General features: G+C 31.7%; 10 protein-coding genes, 1 tRNA gene and 1 other RNA gene. 11 read left to right on the forward strand and 1 reads right to left on the reverse strand.

Annotated features, from left to right (window positions below):
• Nucleotides 1-267: 267 nt before the first annotated feature.
• From CFPG_RS03310 to CFPG_RS03335, 6 genes are all read left to right on the forward strand, one after another.
• Nucleotides 268-1,473, forward strand: coding sequence for an LL-diaminopimelate aminotransferase (locus tag CFPG_RS03310; RefSeq protein WP_012573594.1), 1,206 nt, complete (start codon nt 268-270; stop codon nt 1,471-1,473).
• A 460-nt stretch (nt 1,474-1,933) separates the two neighbouring features.
• Nucleotides 1,934-3,451, forward strand: coding sequence for a glutamine-hydrolyzing GMP synthase (gene guaA / locus CFPG_RS03315; RefSeq protein WP_012573595.1), 1,518 nt, complete (start codon nt 1,934-1,936; stop codon nt 3,449-3,451).
• A 3,296-nt stretch (nt 3,452-6,747) separates the two neighbouring features.
• A complete protein-coding gene (locus tag CFPG_RS03320) occupies nt 6,748-9,237 on the forward strand; it encodes a BamA/OMP85 family outer membrane protein (RefSeq protein WP_050720676.1) in 2,490 nt (829 codons plus the stop codon).
• Between the two features lie 666 nt (nt 9,238-9,903).
• Nucleotides 9,904-10,470, forward strand: a complete 567-nt coding sequence (locus CFPG_RS03325; protein ID WP_012573597.1) for an OmpH family outer membrane protein — start codon at nt 9,904-9,906, stop codon at nt 10,468-10,470.
• A gap of 30 nt (nt 10,471-10,500) precedes the next feature.
• Nucleotides 10,501-11,331, forward strand: coding sequence for a glutamate racemase (murI, locus tag CFPG_RS03330; RefSeq protein ID WP_012573598.1), 831 nt, complete (start codon nt 10,501-10,503; stop codon nt 11,329-11,331).
• An 87-nt stretch (nt 11,332-11,418) separates the two neighbouring features.
• Nucleotides 11,419-11,494, forward strand: a tRNA-His gene (locus CFPG_RS03335).
• Between the two features lie 573 nt (nt 11,495-12,067).
• Here the strand turns inward: CFPG_RS03335 and rnpB are convergent.
• Nucleotides 12,068-12,436: RNase P RNA component class A (gene rnpB, locus CFPG_RS05205), an RNA gene on the reverse strand.
• A gap of 457 nt (nt 12,437-12,893) precedes the next feature.
• On the opposite strand from rnpB, the gene CFPG_RS03340 reads away from it, so the two are divergent.
• The 5 genes from CFPG_RS03340 to pheT all read left to right on the forward strand — a co-directional run bounded on the left by CFPG_RS03340 (nt 12,894) and on the right by pheT (nt 20,231).
• On the forward strand, nt 12,894-13,337 hold the full coding sequence (locus CFPG_RS03340; protein WP_012573599.1) for a helix-turn-helix transcriptional regulator: 444 nt from the start codon (nt 12,894-12,896) through the stop codon (nt 13,335-13,337).
• Nucleotides 13,338-13,422: 85 nt separating this feature from the next.
• A complete protein-coding gene (locus CFPG_RS03345) occupies nt 13,423-14,205 on the forward strand; it encodes a dihydroorotate dehydrogenase electron transfer subunit (RefSeq protein ID WP_012573600.1) in 783 nt (260 codons plus the stop codon).
• Nucleotides 14,193-15,101 (forward strand): dihydroorotate dehydrogenase, encoded by a 909-nt coding sequence (locus CFPG_RS03350; protein WP_012573601.1) that lies wholly within the window; start codon nt 14,193-14,195, stop codon nt 15,099-15,101. The genes CFPG_RS03345 and CFPG_RS03350 overlap by 13 nt, the downstream gene beginning before the upstream one ends.
• A 1,337-nt stretch (nt 15,102-16,438) precedes the next feature.
• Complete coding sequence (ffh, locus tag CFPG_RS03360) at nt 16,439-17,758, forward strand: signal recognition particle protein (protein WP_012573602.1); 1,320 nt, start codon at nt 16,439-16,441, stop codon at nt 17,756-17,758.
• 10 nt (nt 17,759-17,768) lie between these two features.
• Nucleotides 17,769-20,231, forward strand: a complete 2,463-nt coding sequence (gene pheT / locus CFPG_RS03365) for a phenylalanine--tRNA ligase subunit beta (RefSeq protein WP_012573603.1) — start codon at nt 17,769-17,771, stop codon at nt 20,229-20,231.
• Nucleotides 20,232-20,586: the final 355 nt, after the last annotated feature.

Below are 20,586 nucleotides of genomic sequence, written 5' to 3' on the forward strand. Positions count from 1 at the left end.
TCTCGAGTAGTAGTTTACTATGTGTTGTTAAGTGGGAACTTACAAATTGTTTTTTCTTAAAGTAAAGCGTGATTTAGTAAGCAGTTCATAAGCTTGTTGATAAACATTTTGCTTGGGATTTGCGAGTACATTTAGTGCGAAAAGTATAACTATTCTTTCCAAGAATATAGCGTTCGGCTTTAAAAAGGAATGATTGAACTGTTCTCTTTTTGTAGAACTCTGAAATTTGTATATTTCTAATCATAATAATAAAAAACGAGTTTTTATATGGTACGAATAAATGAACACTATATTGAAATCAGCAACAGTTATTTATTTGCTGAAATAGCAGAGAGGGTGAATGAATACAAGCAAAATAATAAGAATAGGGAAGTTATTAGTTTGGGGATAGGAGATGTAACTCAAGCAATAGCTCCAGCTGTAGTTGAAGCTATTCATAAGGCGACCAATGAAATGGCATGTACAAAAACTTTACGAGGATATGCTCCCTACGAAGGATATGATTTCCTTATTCAAGCTATTCTGAAAAACGACTTTACGGATAAAGGTATTTCTATTGAAGCTGATGAAATATTTGTTAATGACGGAGCAAAGAGCGATACAGGGAATATTGGAGACATTTTGGGACAAGACAATCATATTGCAATTACCGATCCGGCTTATCCAGTGTATGTGGATACTAATAGGATGGCAGGTAGAACAATAGAATTACTCCCATGTACACCTGAGAATTATTTTGTTCCTAATTTCCCCAGAAAAACAGCAGATGTAATTTATCTATGTTATCCAAATAATCCTACAGGAATAGCTTTGAATGCAGCCCAATTAAAAAATTGGGTAGATTATGCTTTGACAAATAAGTCTTTGATCCTTTTTGATGCTGCATACGAGGCTTATATTTCTCAGCAAGATGTTCCACATAGTATTTATGAAATATCTGATGCAAAGAAAGTAGCTATAGAGTTTCGTAGCTTTTCCAAAACGGCTGGGTTTACAGGGCTGCGTGCGGGCTATACTATCGTTCCAAAAGAATTAATTATTCAAACATCTAAAGGAAAAATGCTTTCTCTGAATGCTATGTGGAGGCGTAGACAATCTACTAAATTCAATGGTACAGCTTATATTGTTCAACGTGGGGCAGAAGCTGTTTATTCTATAGAGGGTCAAAAACAAATTCGTAAAGCAATAGATTATTATAGGGGAAATGCTTTAACTATTAAAGAAGGCTTGGAATCATTGGGTGTAACTACTTATGGTGGAATAAATGCTCCTTATATCTGGGTAAAAACGCCAAATAATCTGACTTCGTGGGAGTTTTTTGATTTATTACTTAATAAGATACAAGTAATAGGAACACCAGGAGATGGATTCGGACAAGCAGGCAAAGGTTTTTTTCGTTTCACTGCTTTTGGTAATAAAGAAGATACTTTAGAGGCAGTATTGCGCATGAAAAAATTATTGGAGTTTCACTGAATTGACTATTTTTCTTAGTCAAACGTTTAAAGACCAATATTAAAATGGAAATAAAAACAAAAAATTCCTCCTTGAGTTTATTAGGGATTTTCTATGATTGCATAATCGTATTCTCAAAATTCACATAGATATTTATTTTTATAGATGTTTTTATTGATAGAAGTCTTCTTAACCTTTGTTGAAAACTGAACAGTAAGTAATAAGGGAGTGATTCCTAGTTGAAAGGATTTTTGTAAAAAAAAACAATAATGTAGAGAAAAATTTACGTATCAGAAGTTGTTCGTTAACTGAAAACTTATTTAAAGACTTTATCCTATCTACAGTCGCGTAACGGATTTTTTATAAAGATAAAAAAAATAAAAAATTCTATAAGGTAGAAGAAATTGAAAAATACAGAATGGCAATTGAATCAAAATTCAATTGAAAATTGCCTATACAACCTAAATAGTTCACAAGTGGAATGGAAAAAATCGTTATTCTTGATTTTGGATCGCAGACTACCCAATTAATAGGTCGCCGATTACGAGAATTAAATGTCTATTGTGAAATAATACCATATAACAAATTCTATCCCAAAGATAATCTTGTAATTGGAGTGATTTTATCAGGGAGTCCTTTTTCTGTAAAGGATATGAAAGCATTCAAAACTGATTTATCTTTTATTAGAGGGAAATATCCGTTATTGGGTATTTGTTATGGAGCACAATATTTAGTGCATGTTTCTGGCGGGAAAGTAGACAAAGGAGATACTCGCGAATATGGTCGTGCCATGTTGACATCAATAAAGAAGGTAGATCCCTTGATGAAGAATATTGCGGATTACTCACAAGTTTGGATGTCACATGGAGATACGATAACATATATGCCAAAGCATTTTACAGTTATTGCAAGTACAGAAAATGTACAGTGTGCTGCTTATCATATTGAAGGAGAGAAAACATGGGGAGTTCAATTTCATCCTGAAGTTTCTCATACTGAAATAGGAATGAGAATCTTGGATAATTTCCTCACTATTTGCAATGCAAAAAGAGACTGGACATCAACAAATTTTATTAATTCTACTATACATCAGTTACAAGCACATTTGGGTAACGACAAAGTAATTTTAGCTCTTTCGGGAGGGGTAGATTCATCAGTAAGTGCAGTTTTAATAAACAAAGCTATTGGAAACAATCTTACTTGCATTTTTATAGACAATGGACTTTTGAGAAAAAATGAATTTGATAAAGTTTTAAAAGGTTACGAACATTTAGGATTAAATATAGTAGGAATTGACGCTAAAGACTATTTTTACAGAGAACTTGCTGGTGTAAAAGGGCCAGAAAAAAAACGGAAAATTATAGGGAAGGGATTTATATATATTTTCGAACAGGAGGCAAAAAAACTAAAAGATATTCAATGGTTAGCTCAAGGTACAATTTATCCTGACATTATAGAATCGCTTTCTATTACGGGAACAACTATTAAGTCTCATCATAATGTGGGAGGACTACCTGAAAAAATGAATCTTAAATTAGTTGAACCACTTCGCCTTTTATTTAAGGATGAGGTACGCTATGTCGGTCGTGAATTGGGAATGGAAGAACATTTGATAATGCGACATCCTTTCCCTGGTCCAGGGTTAGGGATTCGTATTTTAGGAGAAATTACACCAGAGAAAGTACGAATCTTACAAGAAGCTGATAATATTTTTGTTTCTAGACTTTATGAGTGGAATCTATATAGTTATGTTTGGCAAGCAGGAGTCGTATTACTACCCATAAAGTCAGTTGGAGTAATGGGAGATGAAAGGACCTATGAAAATGCTGTTGTTCTGAGAGCAGTTACTTCAACGGATGCAATGACTGCTGATTGGGCACGTTTACCTTATGATTTTTTGGCAAAAATATCCAATGAAATAATTAATAAAGTAAAAGGAGTAAATCGAGTAGTTTATGATATCAGCTCCAAACCACCTTCAACTATTGAATGGGAGTAGTTTATTTCTGGAATTTTTTTTTGCATTTCTGAAATGGCTAAAACTTTTTTACTACAGAGAATTAAAACATGAAGTAATTTTTATGATTGGCTCCGATTGCATCTCACATGGATGCTGTAAAATAATCGAATGATAAATTGAAAGGATTAAATATTTTTGTTCTTAGTATTGGAACTTGTTGAATTAAATTCAATCTAGTATGCTTGAGAAGCTCAAATAGCATTGTTTAGCGTGTAAAATTAATTTTATTTTAACTGAATTATGATAAATAAAAAAAGGGAATTCGTACAATTGTTAAGTTCTCTGTAAAGAGTCGTATGCCTCTGAGTTTGAAATCAGACATATCGACAATCATGACAAATCCCTAACTATACAATAAATATAAAAAACCACAATGTATCGTCTATTGCTGCTCTTAGTCCAAATATAAGATATTACGGCGCCTCGTTTTACTTCGTTTGCCTTGAACATAGTTCATATCCAGAGTAATATGCTTTACAAAAGTTGAGACGATTGTAAAATTGCTAAACTTTTCTGCACTGTATCATACGAATGTTAAGATTAACCACGCCCACAACAAATTTTAAAAATCACTGAATTATCTCAATCGCATAAAAACAGTAGTAAGATTACAAAGTATAAGTTTAATAAAAAAATAGAAATGTGAGCTCAGATTCCATGAAGATCATAAAAGTAATGCTATTAATTCGATCAATTATATTAAATCAATACTTTTTTTTTAGACTTAAAAACTGGTAAGGATTTAGAATTAATAAAAAACTTCTGTTCTGAACAAAAAACAATTATTGGGATGATATACAATCCTTGGTAACGAATTAGTATGGAATTGGTAGTTACAATATTGTACTTTACAACTGCGTATAATAAACTCGGGGACAATAAGGAGTGGAAGCAATGACAAGTATAGGAAGTAAAACCATTGAATAATATAGATTATACGTACTTAAACTAGGTTTAAAGGAACATAGATTATAAAATAAATTACAAAATATAAGATTTAGAATGAGCAGAATAAATTGCAATGAATTTGTATAAAAATTTGATTAAAGGCAATAATTTTATTTATGACATAACATGCAAGATGAGACAATAATAAGAGAAACTGTTCCCAAAGAATATTTAACTGATTTTAAAAGAGTGATAACTTTGTGATCAAAGTTGGTCAATGTAAAAATCAACAGAACCAAATTTAATGTATTAGGAGTGAATGTACAAATCTCAAAGAATTGAGATATAAAAGAGATGTTTAAAATGAAATTCCAACCGAGAACGAGTTTTCTTGCATACAAGACTGGGTATTAAAAATGCAAAACACACAAAATAAAACTAAATTTTAAAATGTGCTGAAAGGACTTCTAATAGGGATTTTGTTTAGAAGAAGTGATCAAGGATGTAAAGAAGTCATAAAATGCTTATTAGTTGAAGAAGGATATACTGTAGAATAGTTTTAATTCTATATTAAGCAATTCCTTGTCGAAATATGAGTATACTAACACCAAACAATACTATACAAAACATGCAAAGCAACACCTATCGAAGACAATGTCATCAGGAGTTGTATCTAAAATTTTGTAAAAGGTCAACGATATCGGAATTTTTGAAACAGATTTCTGGAATTATTTGATAATAATGCTTGTAAGCAAAAACAAAGGTAAAAAAAAAGAAAATTGAGTGATTTTTTTTTAAAACAATTTTCTGATACGGTGGAAACAAAATTTGAGGTATCTGTCCCATTTTTGACGACCTTTTTAAAACTTCTCAACTGCAATTGATGATAAAATTGAAACTTCAGTGCTAAAAAGGAGGTGGTATGCAAAGGGGCATTAACGTTAGTAATTATTCAAACCTATTCAGATTTTTGAGAAAAACAAAGATGTAAAAAAATCCTTAGTCCTTCCGTAGCCGTGGCAGACAAATATATCCTGATCAGTCAATATTGGAATGGAAGTAGAAAAGAATGATGACGAAACAGAGAAATTGGATTAATGTCCGAAAGTAAAAAAAATACATATGCCGTGTTCTTCTATATTCGGTAGACCACACGGTTATAGCGTTTATTGATCCTATGTGTCCGGACATTCTCATCCATATACATCAGTGAGGTCATTTTATATCTACAAGAGATGTGTCAGACTTGACTTTCTTGTTATATCCTTTTTCGCGTCTGAATTCTATATTACGATGTAAGCTACTCAATCTATGTTTATCTCTATGTCTTTTTTCACGTAATAGAATCAGCCCAAAAAGAATTGGACTGTAAATCACTGTACAGCTCTTTTCACATATAAACTGGAATACTAGAAAGAAAGGACCCATAATCCCCAAAGGAGCAAGCAAGCAATAGGATCATTATTACTCCCGTATATCACCTAGAACAGATGGGTAATTATCCCTTCTATGTAGGAGACGAGAACAGCTAGCAGAAAGTGATGAAAACTGGATAGTATTCAAACTGCTTTGAGAAGCATATGTTTAATTTCTTTAGAGATGAACTGGAGAAATTTGACGGAAAGCTGTATTAAAGAATAGAGAACACGGTTATCTGATTTCGGTTGTTCTAATCATGAAAGGGGAATATAGAAAAGGTGGAAGATAAATTTAAGCGGTTACTATGAACGCTGGCATTATGTATACTACGTGTTTTAGATGTTTTTTTTGTATTTTTCCTCCACTTGGCAGAAAAAATCTTCGTTATAAAACGTTTTGTTTACGGGCCTTATTTTGTATCAAATACAATCCTATTCTAGTACAGCGTACAGGCACACATAATGGGAGAACTAACATCGATCAATTTTTTCTTTTTAGGGGCCCCGCCCCCCTGCCGAAATAGGGGTAATTTTTAGTTACTTAGGGTTCTATATTTCCGATTTTTTTTTGATTCTGATTATTTAAGAGATTATTACAGTACACTTATTATTTATTATTGATTATAACTTATCACTTGTAAAAAAAGTAATTTCAAATTAACTAGTCGCTAATAAGCTGCGTTGTTATAGTTGAAGAGTAAAAGGAACAATCATAAGACAAATCCTTTTAGTATATTTATACGTATACGTCAATCCTATTTATATGGGAGGTCTACAGTTAGAGTAGGAATAGAAAAAATCCAATTGTTTTAACAACATTGAAAGACAAATATATAGATTCCATTCCATTAAACAATTTTATGTACTGGTGACGGATAGATATGATTTTTTCCATACGTATTATATTATGAGTAATGTACAATTTTGCTCTACGATATGGGATTACGAAGCATTAATAGAAATTTTTTGATGAAGAAAATAATATTGTTATTTATCCTGTTTTTCCATTTTGTTTGCTTATCAGCAGCACAAGGGATGGATGAAACCCCGCTTGTCATTTATAGGTTAAATAACAATGATCGTAAATATATTATTGCAGAAATAAAGATTAAGGGAGTAGAAAATTGTGGTTATGAGGATTATGTATTGACAAACATGTGTGGACTTTCAATAGGGGATAAGGTAAGTATACCGGGAGACGAAATTACTTTTGCACTTAAAACATTTTTGAAACAGAAATTGTATTCGTATGGAGAGATTTTAACAACTAAGCAAACGGCAGATAGTGTGTGGCTTGAAATTGTTTTGCACCCTAATCCGATTGTGTCTGGCATTAATTTTATGGGGGTTGAGAAGAGTGAGCAAGAGGAATTAGAGGATAAGATAGGGATAGTACGTGGTTTACAATTGACACCCGATTTAATCGGTTGTATTGAGAAGCGAGTAAAAGATTTTTTTATTAAAAAAGGTTTTAGTAATACCGAAGTGAAAATTCAACAAAAGAATGACATTGCTGACGCAGGTAAGAAAATAATAAATATTATGGTGAATAGAAACCTTAAGGTCAAAGTTAGATATATCCATATTGTTGGGAACAATGTACTTTCAGATTATGCTTTGAAGGTAATAATGAAAAATACTAATGAAAGGTTTTCTTTAAGGGAAAGACTCAGATTGAGCTTACGAAAATTGTTTAGTACTAAGAAATTTATTAAAGAGAGGTATGATAAAGATGTCGAAGATATAATTCTTAGATATAATGAAAAAGGGTATAGAGATGCTCGTATTGTTAGTGATAGTATAGTTCTTCTTAAAGAAGATCAGATAGACATCTATTTGACAATAAATGAAGGCAGTAAATATTATTTTCGCAATATTAATTGGGTAGGAAATACGTTGTATTCTTCTGAAAATTTGAGTCATATCTTAAATATAAGATTGGGCGATGTTTATGATCTGAAAAAACTCAATTCACGGCTTTTAACTGATAGAGATGCTGTATCTAATTTATATCATAATAATGGATACATTTTTTCTTCTATGAATCCCATAGAGGTATGTGTTGAAAATGATTCGGTTGATGTAGAAGTTTGCGTTTTAGAAGGTATTCAAGCAACTATTAATCGTGTTTCTATTAATGGAAATGTTGGAGTTTATGAAGATATTATTCGTAGGGAATTAGCTACTAAGCCCGGGCAATTGTTTAGTAAAGAAGCAATAATGTATTCGACACAGAAAATTGCTCAAATGGGGTATTTTGAGCAGGAATTAATTGATGTTCAACCTATTTTTGATTCTGAAACTGGTATGGTAGATATTAATTATAATCTAACATCCAAAGTAAATGACCAAATTGAATTTTCGACGGGATGGGGAGGAAACAATGGAATTATAGGTCGTTTGAATTTGAAGTTTTCTAATTTTTCTGTTAAGAATTTGATACATCCAAAGGAATACAATGGAATTATTCCGCAAGGAGATGGACAAATACTGGCTTTAGATGTTCAGACTGGAATCCATTCTAAACTGTATAAAATTTCGTTTTTAGAACCATGGATGGGTGCTAAACGTCCGAATAGGTTTTTGTTTAATATTGGTTACGAAAAAACAAAAAGGCAAAATGCATCTTTAAGTATATGTAATCTTTCCGCAAGTTATAGTAAACTGTTGAGTTGGTTAGACAATTATTCTACTTTTACATCAGACCTTTCTTACCAATGCTATTGGCCGGAAAATTGGCAGGATTTTCCTTATGGAAATATTCAAAGGGCGCATAATCTGACTTTTGGATTTACTTTGAGTCGTAATTCTACAGATAACCTGGCATATCCACGCTATGGATCCATTTTTTCTTTGTCTCTTAATGCAACTCCTCCTTATTCGTTGTGGGACATTGTTGGTAGCAAATCACCCGAAGTACATGATAAATGGATAGAATATTATAAATGGAAATTCAAGGGGAGTATATTTATTCCGTTATTCAATAGAGAAAAGGTAAGGTACAAACCTGTTTTGATGAGTGGTGTGGAATATGGTTTTGTAGGAAGTTATAATAAAAATAGTACGCTTTTTGGAACCTTTTGTATAGGTAGCAATACGATTACTAAAGATTATGATTTTAACGAAAAAATTGGGTTACGAGGATATCTTCCTCCTGATGAGAAAGAACATGGAGCTAATGCCTATACAAAGTTAACCTTGGAATTGCGTTATCCATTTGTGCTTGAGCAGGCATTCACTGTTTATAGTTTAATATTTATGGAAGCAGGAGGTATTATGGAGGATGAGAAATATTCTTTTGGTTTGAAGCGGTCAACTGGTGTAGGCATCCGTATCCTTTTACCAATGATTGGACTAATGGGACTTGATTGGGCCTATGGTTTTGATGAGCCGTTTGGTATTGATGAAAATAAATCAAGCGGCTTTCATATTCATTTTATTTTTGGAAAAGAATTTTAGAAAAATGTTTTTTTTATTTGTAAGTGAGAAAGTTTTTTACAAACCTATGTGAACACTTTGAGATAATTGTTTTTTGAAAAAAAGATGTGATGTGAATAGAATCAATGATTTAAATAAAACATTTTGATTTGGGTTCAAATTGATTTGGGTTCAAAATAGAAACAATAGTTTTTGAAACCATCAAAAAAATGAAAAGGATGTCATTCTATATTAGAATAATCATGCTGTTACAGACATGTTTCTTCCGATGGAATTTATGTATCTTTGTATGCAGGAATTGGAATAGGTGTGGTATATACAATATATATCTTATATGTTTCGGAGTAAACGTAGGTATTAGTTCTTAAATCAATCTGTCTGAAATAAATGGAAGAGTATGAAGGAATAGGAACCTTATTTCAGAAGGTAAAAACAAGAAACCAATAAATTTTCATGGGTAAGTATTTTTAACTGAGAAAAAATGCTAAAAAGTCATACTCGGGATAAAGTTTTATACTAGGTTAACTGTGTTTTGTAGTCAAAATTTTAACCTGAGTTTTTTAGTATAATTCTAATTGATATTTATTCGGTAGACAAATGTCTTAACCCTAATTTGAAGAAGGATATTAAAAAAAAATTTTTCAGTCCAATTATAGAAGACATAAAAGTTTCATCAAGAGGAAAGTTATGAGAACAATCTGTAAATCGAATGTATTCAAATGGTTTTTTATTCTTTTGGATAATAGAATAAAGTGGAAAAGGATTGTTGTGACATCTATCCTTTTGTTGTTTATTATCATAGGAGTATCTGCACAGGAAAAGGTTGCTTATCTCAATTATTCTGAAATAATTAAAATCATGCCTGAATATATTCAAATGCAGGATTCTATAAAGAAAATCCAAACTGAATTACAAAATGAAATGAACATTCTAAAGGAGGAGTACGAAAAAAAGTATAAGGCTTTTATCAGCGATGCAGATAGTCTTGTGGAGAGCATTAAAATGAGAAGAATGCAGGAAATCAAAAATATTGAAGAAAGAGCAGTGGCTTTTCAAGAACAATCTCAAAAGCAATTGCAACAAATGTATGAAAAACTATTTGCCCCCATTCAGTGGAAGGTGAAGGAAGCCATAAGAGTAGTTGGTGAAGAGAACGATTTTGTCTATATATTTGAAGGGACAGAACTTTTATATACCAGTTCTTCTGCTATCAATGTTACTCCTTTTGTAAAACGAAAGTTAGGATTAAAATAAATTCACATTTGTTGATTTCGGAATTTTTAAATGAAAGTGAAAGGATCCATTGGAATATTTGATTCTGGGTATGGTGGTTTTACTATTTTAGAAAAGATACGTTATCGTTTGCCTAGATATGATTTTTTGTATTTAGGCGATAATGCACGTGCTCCTTATGGTACTCGTTCGTTTGAGATTGTCTATGAGTTTACGTTGCAATCCGTAAGAAAACTTTTTGAAAAAGGGTGTCATTTGGTTATCTTGGCTTGTAATACGTCGTCAGCAAAAGCATTGCGGACTATTCAACAGAATGATTTGCCCAGTATTGCTCCTCAAAAAAGACTACTAGGGGTAATTCGTCCCACAGTAGAAGCAGTAGGACGATTGACTCAAACTCGTCATATTGGTGTATTAGGAACACAAGGGACAATTCTTTCTGGTTCTTATTCTATAGAAATGAAAAGATTATTTCCGGATATTGTTGTAACAGGAGAAGCTTGTCCTATGTGGGTCTCTTTGGTAGAAAATGGTGAATACGACCGGCCTGGTGCGGATTATTTTGTCAAACAACATATAAATTCTATCTTAAATAAAGATCCGCTGATTGATACACTTGTTTTGGGATGTACTCATTACCCGTTGTTAGAGACTAAAATCAAGCAATATTTGCCGAAATCAGTTTCCATTTTATCACAGGGAAAATATGTTGCTGAAGGGTTGGCGGATTATCTTCGTCGTCATCCAGAAATTGACATGTGTTGTTCTAAGAATAGTGTGGAATGTTTTTATACTACGGAATCGGAAAATAAATTTGCAAGTATGGCGAATATTTTTTTCAAAAAGAAAAAGATTGATATTCATCGAATCTCTTTAGGATAGGAAAAGATAAAAACCGTTGTCCTTTGAATTCGATTCAAAGAAAATTTATTAGAAATACAAATAAAAAAAATTACCTTTGCACTATATGGTGGTCGTAGCTCAGTTGGTTAGAGTGTCAGATTGTGGTTCTGATGGTCGTGGGTTCGAGTCCCATCTTCCACCCGGAAGTTCTTTCATAATATATGTACAACACATATGTATATTACGAGAATAAGCCTAGAATAGGCGTGTTACAATCCTTGCTTTTCTCCGCAATTATTATCCACCGTCTTTACGGGTAGAAAGGCTTGTTGTTACGAGAGTTGCTAATATTTAGCAACAATGAAAAATAGTCTTTGGGATATTCAAATAGGGATTTGCCTCTTATCGGAAGCCTTTTTTGTTTTTCCTTTTTTGCCAAAAATTTTAATTTTTTTTGCATTCTTTTCTGTGCAAGAGAAGAATAAAATCGTGAACAATTTTTTTTGTTCTTCTAAAATCTTTTTCAAAAAGGAAGTTTATGCAATATTTTACATATTGAATCTTTTACAAAAAAATACCCACGCACTCTTTTTCACGCATTTCCTTTTGTATACTTAGTTCCAAATTTGCTTCTATTGGAACAATAGTCAGTTCTTTCTTCAAGCTTTATTCTATTTTATCCAGATAGAGTTAACCAGATAGAGTTAAATCTCTGGAGCAGATTATGTAGATGTGTTACATATATATTAATTATGATGAATTTGTGTTCATGATTATAAGTAGCCAATCTATAAGCCGGATTCTGTTCCTGAATCATAGATTCATTCAGGCAACTGTCATTTATCTAGATTTAATGTATCCATTAAATTCAAGCAGTCTACCCCCCGACATCGGACGAGTAATCCTATTATTCGTCGGTATACATGACCTTGCAACCCCTAAGTAGTACAGCTTTTTACATTTCTGTAAAGACTGGTAAGCTCTTACCTCACCTTCTCACCCTTACCTTAAAAAATTTTAAAAGGCGGTTGTTTTCTTCTACTTGACTCTGTTTTTACAAACAGCTATCCGTTAGATAGTAAGGTACTCTACGTTGTCCGGACTTTCCTCTTTTAATACAAAAAGCGACAGTTTAATTGGCTACTTATATTTATATAAGTGAGACAAGCAAAAAGTTACTACAAATAATAATATATACAAATATATAAAAGTCTGTTGTAAAATATTTGTATTATTTAATAATGAGTAAAAACAAAAATAATAAAAAAAACAATAGTAAATTACAATTAATTGGTATATACAAAAGTATAAGCATTGATATAAAATATTAATTTCTAGTATTTTATATGTCAATAGTTGAACTATTAATAGGAACATTTTTGTTTAATTTGTATTTGCAAATACAAATTAAACAAAAATATCTAGGTTTATAGTCAAATCCTATTGAAAATCAATAGATTATTGCATATCTATTAAAATAATATTACAAGTTTATTTACAAATGATTTTGTGTAATTATTTTTATTCTGATATTGTTTTTCTATTTATATTATAGAAATGGATTGGATACATTTGTATTTTTAATACAGTGTACTATTATTATGAACGATGAAATAGGAAATAGAATTAAAATACTAATGGGAAAAGAAAACATTAGTCCTCAATCATTTGCTAATGAAATAGGAATTACTCCTGGAGGATTAAATCATATTTTAACAGGAAGGAATAAACCACGATATGACATCTTATTAAAAATTGTTGAAAAATACAAGGCTATTAGTTTAGAATGGCTAATATTAGGTAATCTTCCTATGTATAAAAGGGAAAAAGCAACTTTTGCCCCTATAAAAGAGCTAGCTCCGCCTAATACAGATTTTAGTAAACTACCTGAAATAAATGAATCGAAAAATATCAAAGAAAGGACAATAGTAAATAAATCAGAGAAATTCCCCTCTGTAGGAGAGTTTTCAATGTTCGAATCTATTGAAGAAATAAGAGTTTATTTCAAAAATAAAACCTATTTAGTACTAAAGCCAGAAAAATAAACTTTATCCTTATTGTCTTCATTTTGAATTGATTTTGCTAACAGTAAGGATTATATTTGTTATATTGGAATTCATGAGGGAATCTGTGAATAGATACATATCGGATTGGAGAATACAAGAAAATATACTCTTAAACGATAATTTTTTTTTATTAAAATTAATTTCAGGGAGACTTTTGCCAGAAATTTTACCTGGTCAATTTGCTCAAATCAGAGTGAAAGATACGGAAAATGTATTTTTACGCAGGCCTATTTCAATTCATTATATAGATAAGAAAAACAATGAACTTTGGTTATTGATTCAAATCGTAGGGAAAGGGACCAGTAGACTATCTGAGATGCAGCCAAATGGACATTTAAATTTAATTTATCCATTAGGAAATGGATTTACTATTCCTTCCAATTTGATCAAAAGTAAAGAGGTACTTTTGATTGGTGGGGGAGTGGGTATTGCCCCTTTGTTGTATTTGGGTTCCTATTTGAAAGAACGAGGTTTTAAACTCACCTTCTTGTTGGGGGCGAAAACAGAAAACGGCCTACCTCAGTTATCTGAATTTCGAAAGGTTGGAATGGTATACATTACTACTGAAAATGGAGAGTTGGGAGAAAAAGGGGTTGTAACCGATCATTCCTTATTGTCTAGAGCATACGCTGATTTTATCTATTCTTGTGGTCCTAAACCAATGATGATGGCTGTAGCTCGATACGCTAAACAACACGATATATTTTGTGAAGTTTCTCTTGAAAATCATATGGCTTGTGGAATCGGAGTTTGCCTTTGTTGCATCGAAAAGACACAAAAAGGAAATACTTGTGTATGTCAAGAGGGTCCGGTATTTAATATAAATCAATTGAAATGGCAGATTTAAATATCAATATAGGTAAGTTAAAATTCAAAAATCCAGTATTGGCAGCATCCGGAACATTTGGTTATGGAATAGAATACTCAGACTTTGTGGATTTGTCGAAAATTGGTGGAATATTTACAAAAGGAATAACTCTTTACCATAGAGAAGGTAATGATTATCCAAGAATGGCTGAAACATCTTCTGGGATGTTAAATGCCGTAGGTTTGCAAAATAGAGGAGTAACCTATTTTATTAAAAATATTTATCCGAAAGTTAAGAATATAGAGACTAATATAATGGTTAATATCAGTGGTTCAACTATTGAAGATTGTGTTTCTTGTGCAGAAAAAATTAATGAATTAGACAAAATTCCTGCTATTGAATTAAATATCTCTTGTCCTAATATGAAACAAGGAGGAATGGCTTTTGGAACTAATTGTTCCAATGCTTCGGAGATTGTTAATGCCGTTAGAAAAGTATATCACAAAATATTGATTGTTAAACTATCTCCCAATGTAACCGATATCACCGAAATTGCAAAAGCTGTCGAGATAGCAGGAGCCGATGCTGTTTCTTTAATCAATACTTTAATAGGAATGGCAATTGATATTAAAATTAAGAAACCAATCTTGTCTACGGTTACAGGAGGGTTATCTGGTCCTTGTATTAAACCGATTGCTTTACGCATGGTTTATCAAACTTATAAGATTGTGAAGATTCCTATTATTGGTTTAGGGGGAATATCCAATTCAGACGACGCTATTGAATTTATTTTAGCGGGCGCCAGTGCTATCCAGGTAGGCACTTACAATTTTATTGATCCTACGATTTCTACAAAAATAGTGGATGGAATCAATGCATACTTAGACAAATATCATCTTCTATCAATAAAGGAATTGGTAGGAGAATTGCTTTAATTAGGAAATTAAAGGCATGTATACAATTTTCCCCTAAAAGAAAAGTTTATTCGATACCAAACCATATTGGAATTGAAGGACCAATATGGAAGATCATCTTTTCTCATTGGATAATTGGTTTCAGTTGAAAAAAGATTTTAAAGCATTTTTGTAACTAGTGTTGTTTAGCTTTAGATGAGATATCCCTCAAGAAAAAAAAGAAATAGGAAGATCTGTGTAGATTGCAACGATACACTTGTTTATGTCGAAGACGTACTGGTTAAAATAGAAATGGGAAAAACTCTATCAAACATGGCTTGACAATGATAGAAGGATAGAAAAATAAAGCCAAAATTGGATGATACTTTTTGAAAATATAATAGGAAGAGGTTATTTCATAACCAATAAACATGTTGACAGAATAAAATGAGACCTACTTTGAGATTTGTATTGGAATAAATTGCAAAAAGTAGAAATGTAATCATATTAATGTGGTATGAATTGATCTGAAAGTACTGGCATGTTCAGGTATAAAACAAAAAAGCAAACTTCTTGAGATAACTTCTAAGCCTATTCTTAGAAAAAATAGGCGGAATATAATCAGATAATCAACCAACCAAATAAATAAACATTTAAGAGAATAAGAGTGACATTTTGACCGAAATAATGGGAGATTTGAGTAGGTATAAAATCTTTTTAGATAGAGGTGATGAGACTCAATTTCTCTGATAAAATTTATACCTTTCGCTTCCATATAATTCTACCTAATTATGTTTGTTTTACTTCATTATTTTTAATAATCACCTATGTATACAATATGTTTATGAACATGAATGATACGGCGACACACCATCTGTTGAAAACAGATGTAAAAGGAGCTAGGTTATGTAATATTAGTAGATGAATCACATGTTAAAAAAAGGTATCAAGATATTTTTTTTGGAGAAAGTGTTCGTAAAATTCGTTCAAAACAAGTTTCAATTGTTTTACTCTCACAAGAAATGGGAAGAGTATCGTCAGTGTAATTTTGACTTTTTGACCATGTGTGAGAATAGTATTTTTGTTAGGTATAACAATATAGAATCTATGAAAAATAGAATCTATGAAAACAATGGGAAAATTTTTAGGTGTGTATGGAGAAGAGACTAAAGCTATTGTACGAAGCATATAAAAAGGGAAATCACACTCAAATATTAAGAAATTTGAAAAAGCAAAATTATTCACAATAAAACAATATTGAGAAACGGATAGACGTAAGTTTATTAGAGATTTTACAAAATCTCATTTTCTCCGTTATTAAGTTTAATTGTTTCTTATTCATTTATTTTTGCATGTAGTTTTTCATAAAATCAGAAATTATGTTTGAAAATTTAACCGATAAGTTGGAACGATCTTTAAAATTGTTGAAGGGCGAAGGGAAAATTACTGAAATCAATGTTGCTGAAACACTCAAAGATATTCGCAAATCGTTATTGGACGCAGATGTCAATTATAAAATAGCCAAATCATTTACCAATACTGTCAAGGAAAAAGCACTAGGACAAAATGTACTTGGATCAATAAAACCTGGTGAATTGATGGTTAAAATTGTTCATGATGAATTATCCAATTTGATGGGAAGTAATGCTTCCGAATTAAATTTATCCAATAAACTGTCAATTATTTTAATTTCCGGTTTACAGGGTTCTGGTAAAACAACTTTTTGTAGCAAATTAGCCAAAATGTTGAAGGATAAAAAGAATAAAAATCCTCTTTTAGTTGCTGACGATATTTATCGTCCAGCTGCAATTGACCAATTAAAGATTTTAGGTAAACAAATTGATGTGACTGTTTATTCAGAGCTTAACAATAAAAGCTCTATACAAATTGCTCAAAGTGCTATTAAACAAGCAAAACAAGATAAGAATGATGTGGTCATCATAGATACAGCGGGACGCTTGGCTGTAGACCAACGGATGATGGAAGAGATTGCATCTATTAAAAAAGCTATCAATCCTGATGAAATCTTGTTTGTGGTGGATTCTATGACTGGACAGGATGCTGTAAATACAGCAAAAGAGTTTAATAATCGCTTGGATTTTAGTGGAATTGTTCTTACTAAATTGGATGGAGATACGAGGGGAGGAGCAGCTTTATCCATCCGTGCAGTTGTTAATAAACCCATCAAATTTGTAAGTAGAGGAGAAAAAATGGAATCAATTGATATTTTTCATCCCAAACGTATGGCTGACCGAATCTTGGGCATGGGAGATATTGTTTCTCTTGTAGAGAAAGCTCAAGAACAATATAATGAAGGACTTGCCAGACGTTTGAAGAAAAGGATAGCTAAAAATCAGTTCGACTTTGATGATTTTCTTATCCAAATACAGCAAATTAAAAAAATGGGTAATTTAAGAGATTTGATTTCTATGCTTCCGGGCATGGGTAAAATGGTAAAAGAGATAGATGTTGATGACAATGCTTTCAAAAAGATTGAAGAAATTATTTATTCCATGACACCTACCGAAAGGGCTAATCCGTCTATCTTAAATAGTAGTCGAAAGTCACGTATAGCAAAAGGCAGTGGGAAAAAAATATCGGAAGTAAATCAGCTACTCAAGCAATTCGAGCAAATTCGGAAAATGATGAAAACAATGACTATTCAAAAATCATTGAATAAAACGTTCCGTCGCAAATAAAAATAACGTAATGAATATTTCATTTAATTGGTTAAAAGAGTATCTTTCGTTTGACCTGTCTCCTAATCAGTTAGCCGACATTTTGACTTCTATTGGTCTGGAAACAAATAATATAAAAGAAGTAGAAATCATCAAGGGTGGATTAAAAGGATTGATTATCGGACAAGTACTTACATGTGAAAATCATCCTAATTCCGACCATTTATATATTACAACTGTTGATTTAGGCATGGATAGACCTCAACAAATTGTATGTGGAGCATCTAATGTAGCTATTGGCCAGAAGGTGATAGTAGCACCTGTGGGTACAACTTTATATTCTGGAGGCAAAATTTTCACAATCAAAAAATCAAAAATTAGAGGGATTGAATCTAATGGAATGATTTGTGCCGAGGATGAAATAGGTATTGGAGAAGCTCATAATGGTATTGTTGTGCTTCCAGAGACTATTAAAATTGGTATTCCAGCAAGCGAATATTATCAATTGAAGAATGATTATGTTTTAGAAATAAATATTACCCCTAATCGTATAGATGCAGCTTCTCATTATGGAGTTGCCCGTGATTTGGCTGCTTATTTATCCTTTCATCATTCCCCATCTGTTGCTCATCGCTTTAATGTTGATTCTTTCAAAATAGAAGATAAATCACCAATAATTACTGTTAAAGTTGAAGATATTTTGGCATGTCCCCGTTATACGGGAGTGACTATTAAAAATGTGCAAGTAAAAGAAAGTCCTAATTGGTTAAAAAGACGTTTGAAGGCTATTGGAGTACGCTCTATCAATAATGTAGTAGATATTACCAATTATATTTTGCACGAAACAGGTCAACCTATTCATGCTTTTGATTTGAAAGCGATAAAGGGCAATAAAATTTTTGTTAAAACATTGCCAAAAGGAACGACTTTTGTGACATTAGATGGTATAGAAAGACGACTTTCTAGTGAAGACTTGATGATTTGTAATGAAGAAATAGGTATGTGTATTGGTGGAGTACTTGGAGGATTGGATTCCGGTGTGACGATGTCTACAAAAAATATATTTCTTGAATCGGCCTCTTTCAATCCAACTTACATTCGCAGAACTGCTCGCTTTCATGGGTTGAATACAGATGCTTCGTTTCGTTTTGAGCGTGGTACCGATTCTAACAATACTTTATATGCATTGAAGCGGGCTGCACTGTTAATTAAAGATATTGCAGGTGGAATTATCGTAGGAGAAATACAAGATATTTATCCAAATAAGGTTACAAATAAAATAGTAGAACTAGATATTCGCAAGGCCAATAGTCTAATAGGGAAAAACATATCTGAAAAAGATATAGAAACCATTTTTGATGGTCTTGAGATAGTCATTTTAAATAAAAAAAACTATGTATGGTCATTAAGTATTCCTAGCTATCGTGTGGACGTTACGCGTGATGTAGATGTTATTGAGGAGATTCTTCGTATCTATGGATACAACAATGTAGAAATGAAAGAAGAAATAAAATCTACGCTTTCCTTCCAAACTTCTACCGATAGAAAATACGAATTACAGAATATTATATCAGAGCAACTTGCAGGTAGTGGCTTCAATGAAATTTTAAATAATTCACTTACTTCCAGTACTTACTATGAAAGTTTAACTTTTTTTTCAAAAAAAAAATGCATACCACTGTATAATCCGTTGAGTTCCGATTTGGATATAATGCGTCAAACATTGTTGTTTGGAGGGTTAGAATCTATTGAATACAATTGCAATCATAAAAATTCAGATTTGAAATTCTACGAATTTGGCAATGTTTATTTCCATTTCCCAGTAAATGGGAACGATTGTTTGACTTCTACTAAAGAAGAATTTCATTTAGCTTTATGGATCATAGGTAATTCTATAGTTGGTAATTGGGTATGCACGACGGAGAAATCTTCTATTTACGAATTGAAATCATACACAGAAAATATTCTGTTTCGTTTGGGGATTCCCTCAAGAAAAATTGTTTACATTTTGTGTGACAATGATATTTTTTCGTCCGGTTTATTTATTAAAACATTATTAGGTAAGCAATTAGGAATTTTAGGAATTTTGCAAAAAAGCATTTGTAAAAAGTTTTCTATCAATACAGAAGTTTATTTTGCTGAGTTGAACTGGGATTTGTTGATAGGGGAGATTGAGGATATACGTATAAAGCAGACTGATATACCTAAATTTCCATTTGTGAAAAGAGATTTGTCATTATTACTCGATACAAATGTTCTTTTTGCAGAGATTGAAAAAATCGCTTATCAAATAGATAAGAAAATTCTAAAAGAAATAAGGTTATTTGATGTATATGAAGGGGGGAATCTACCTGAAGGAAAAAAGTCATATGCTGTAAGTTTTATTTTGCAAGATCAGAAAAAAACATTAGATGACAAACAAATAGAAAATTTAATGAACTGTATCCAAAAAAAATTGGAAGAAAAACTTAATGCACAATTAAGGTGGTTCTAAAAATAATATAGGAAGAGCATTGAATAATGAAGTAAAACTAATATGATAAGGCAACAGAATTAGAATGTTTAGGTAAACATGTGGCACGTGTATTCCCTAAATTTGGGACAAGTGTGTTATAATTTGCCGTAAAAAAAAGTGGAACTGATTCAAATATTAATCTTCGTTTGCGTGTTTTGATGTAACAGGCGAAAGAGTGGAATATGCCTAAAAGAAAATGTAGAAAGAGCAATTAAGATAAGAATGATAGTAGTTTGTTAGGGATAAGCGTGAACTTGTAATTCCTTTTTAGTCAAAAATGTATATGCAAAATTACATATAAGAAAGGAAATACTATACCAATTTACAGTGAGTT

Origin of the sequence: Candidatus Azobacteroides pseudotrichonymphae genomovar. CFP2, from assembly GCF_000010645.1 — a bacterium.
GTDB lineage: Bacteria > Bacteroidota > Bacteroidia > Bacteroidales > Azobacteroidaceae > Azobacteroides > Azobacteroides pseudotrichonymphae.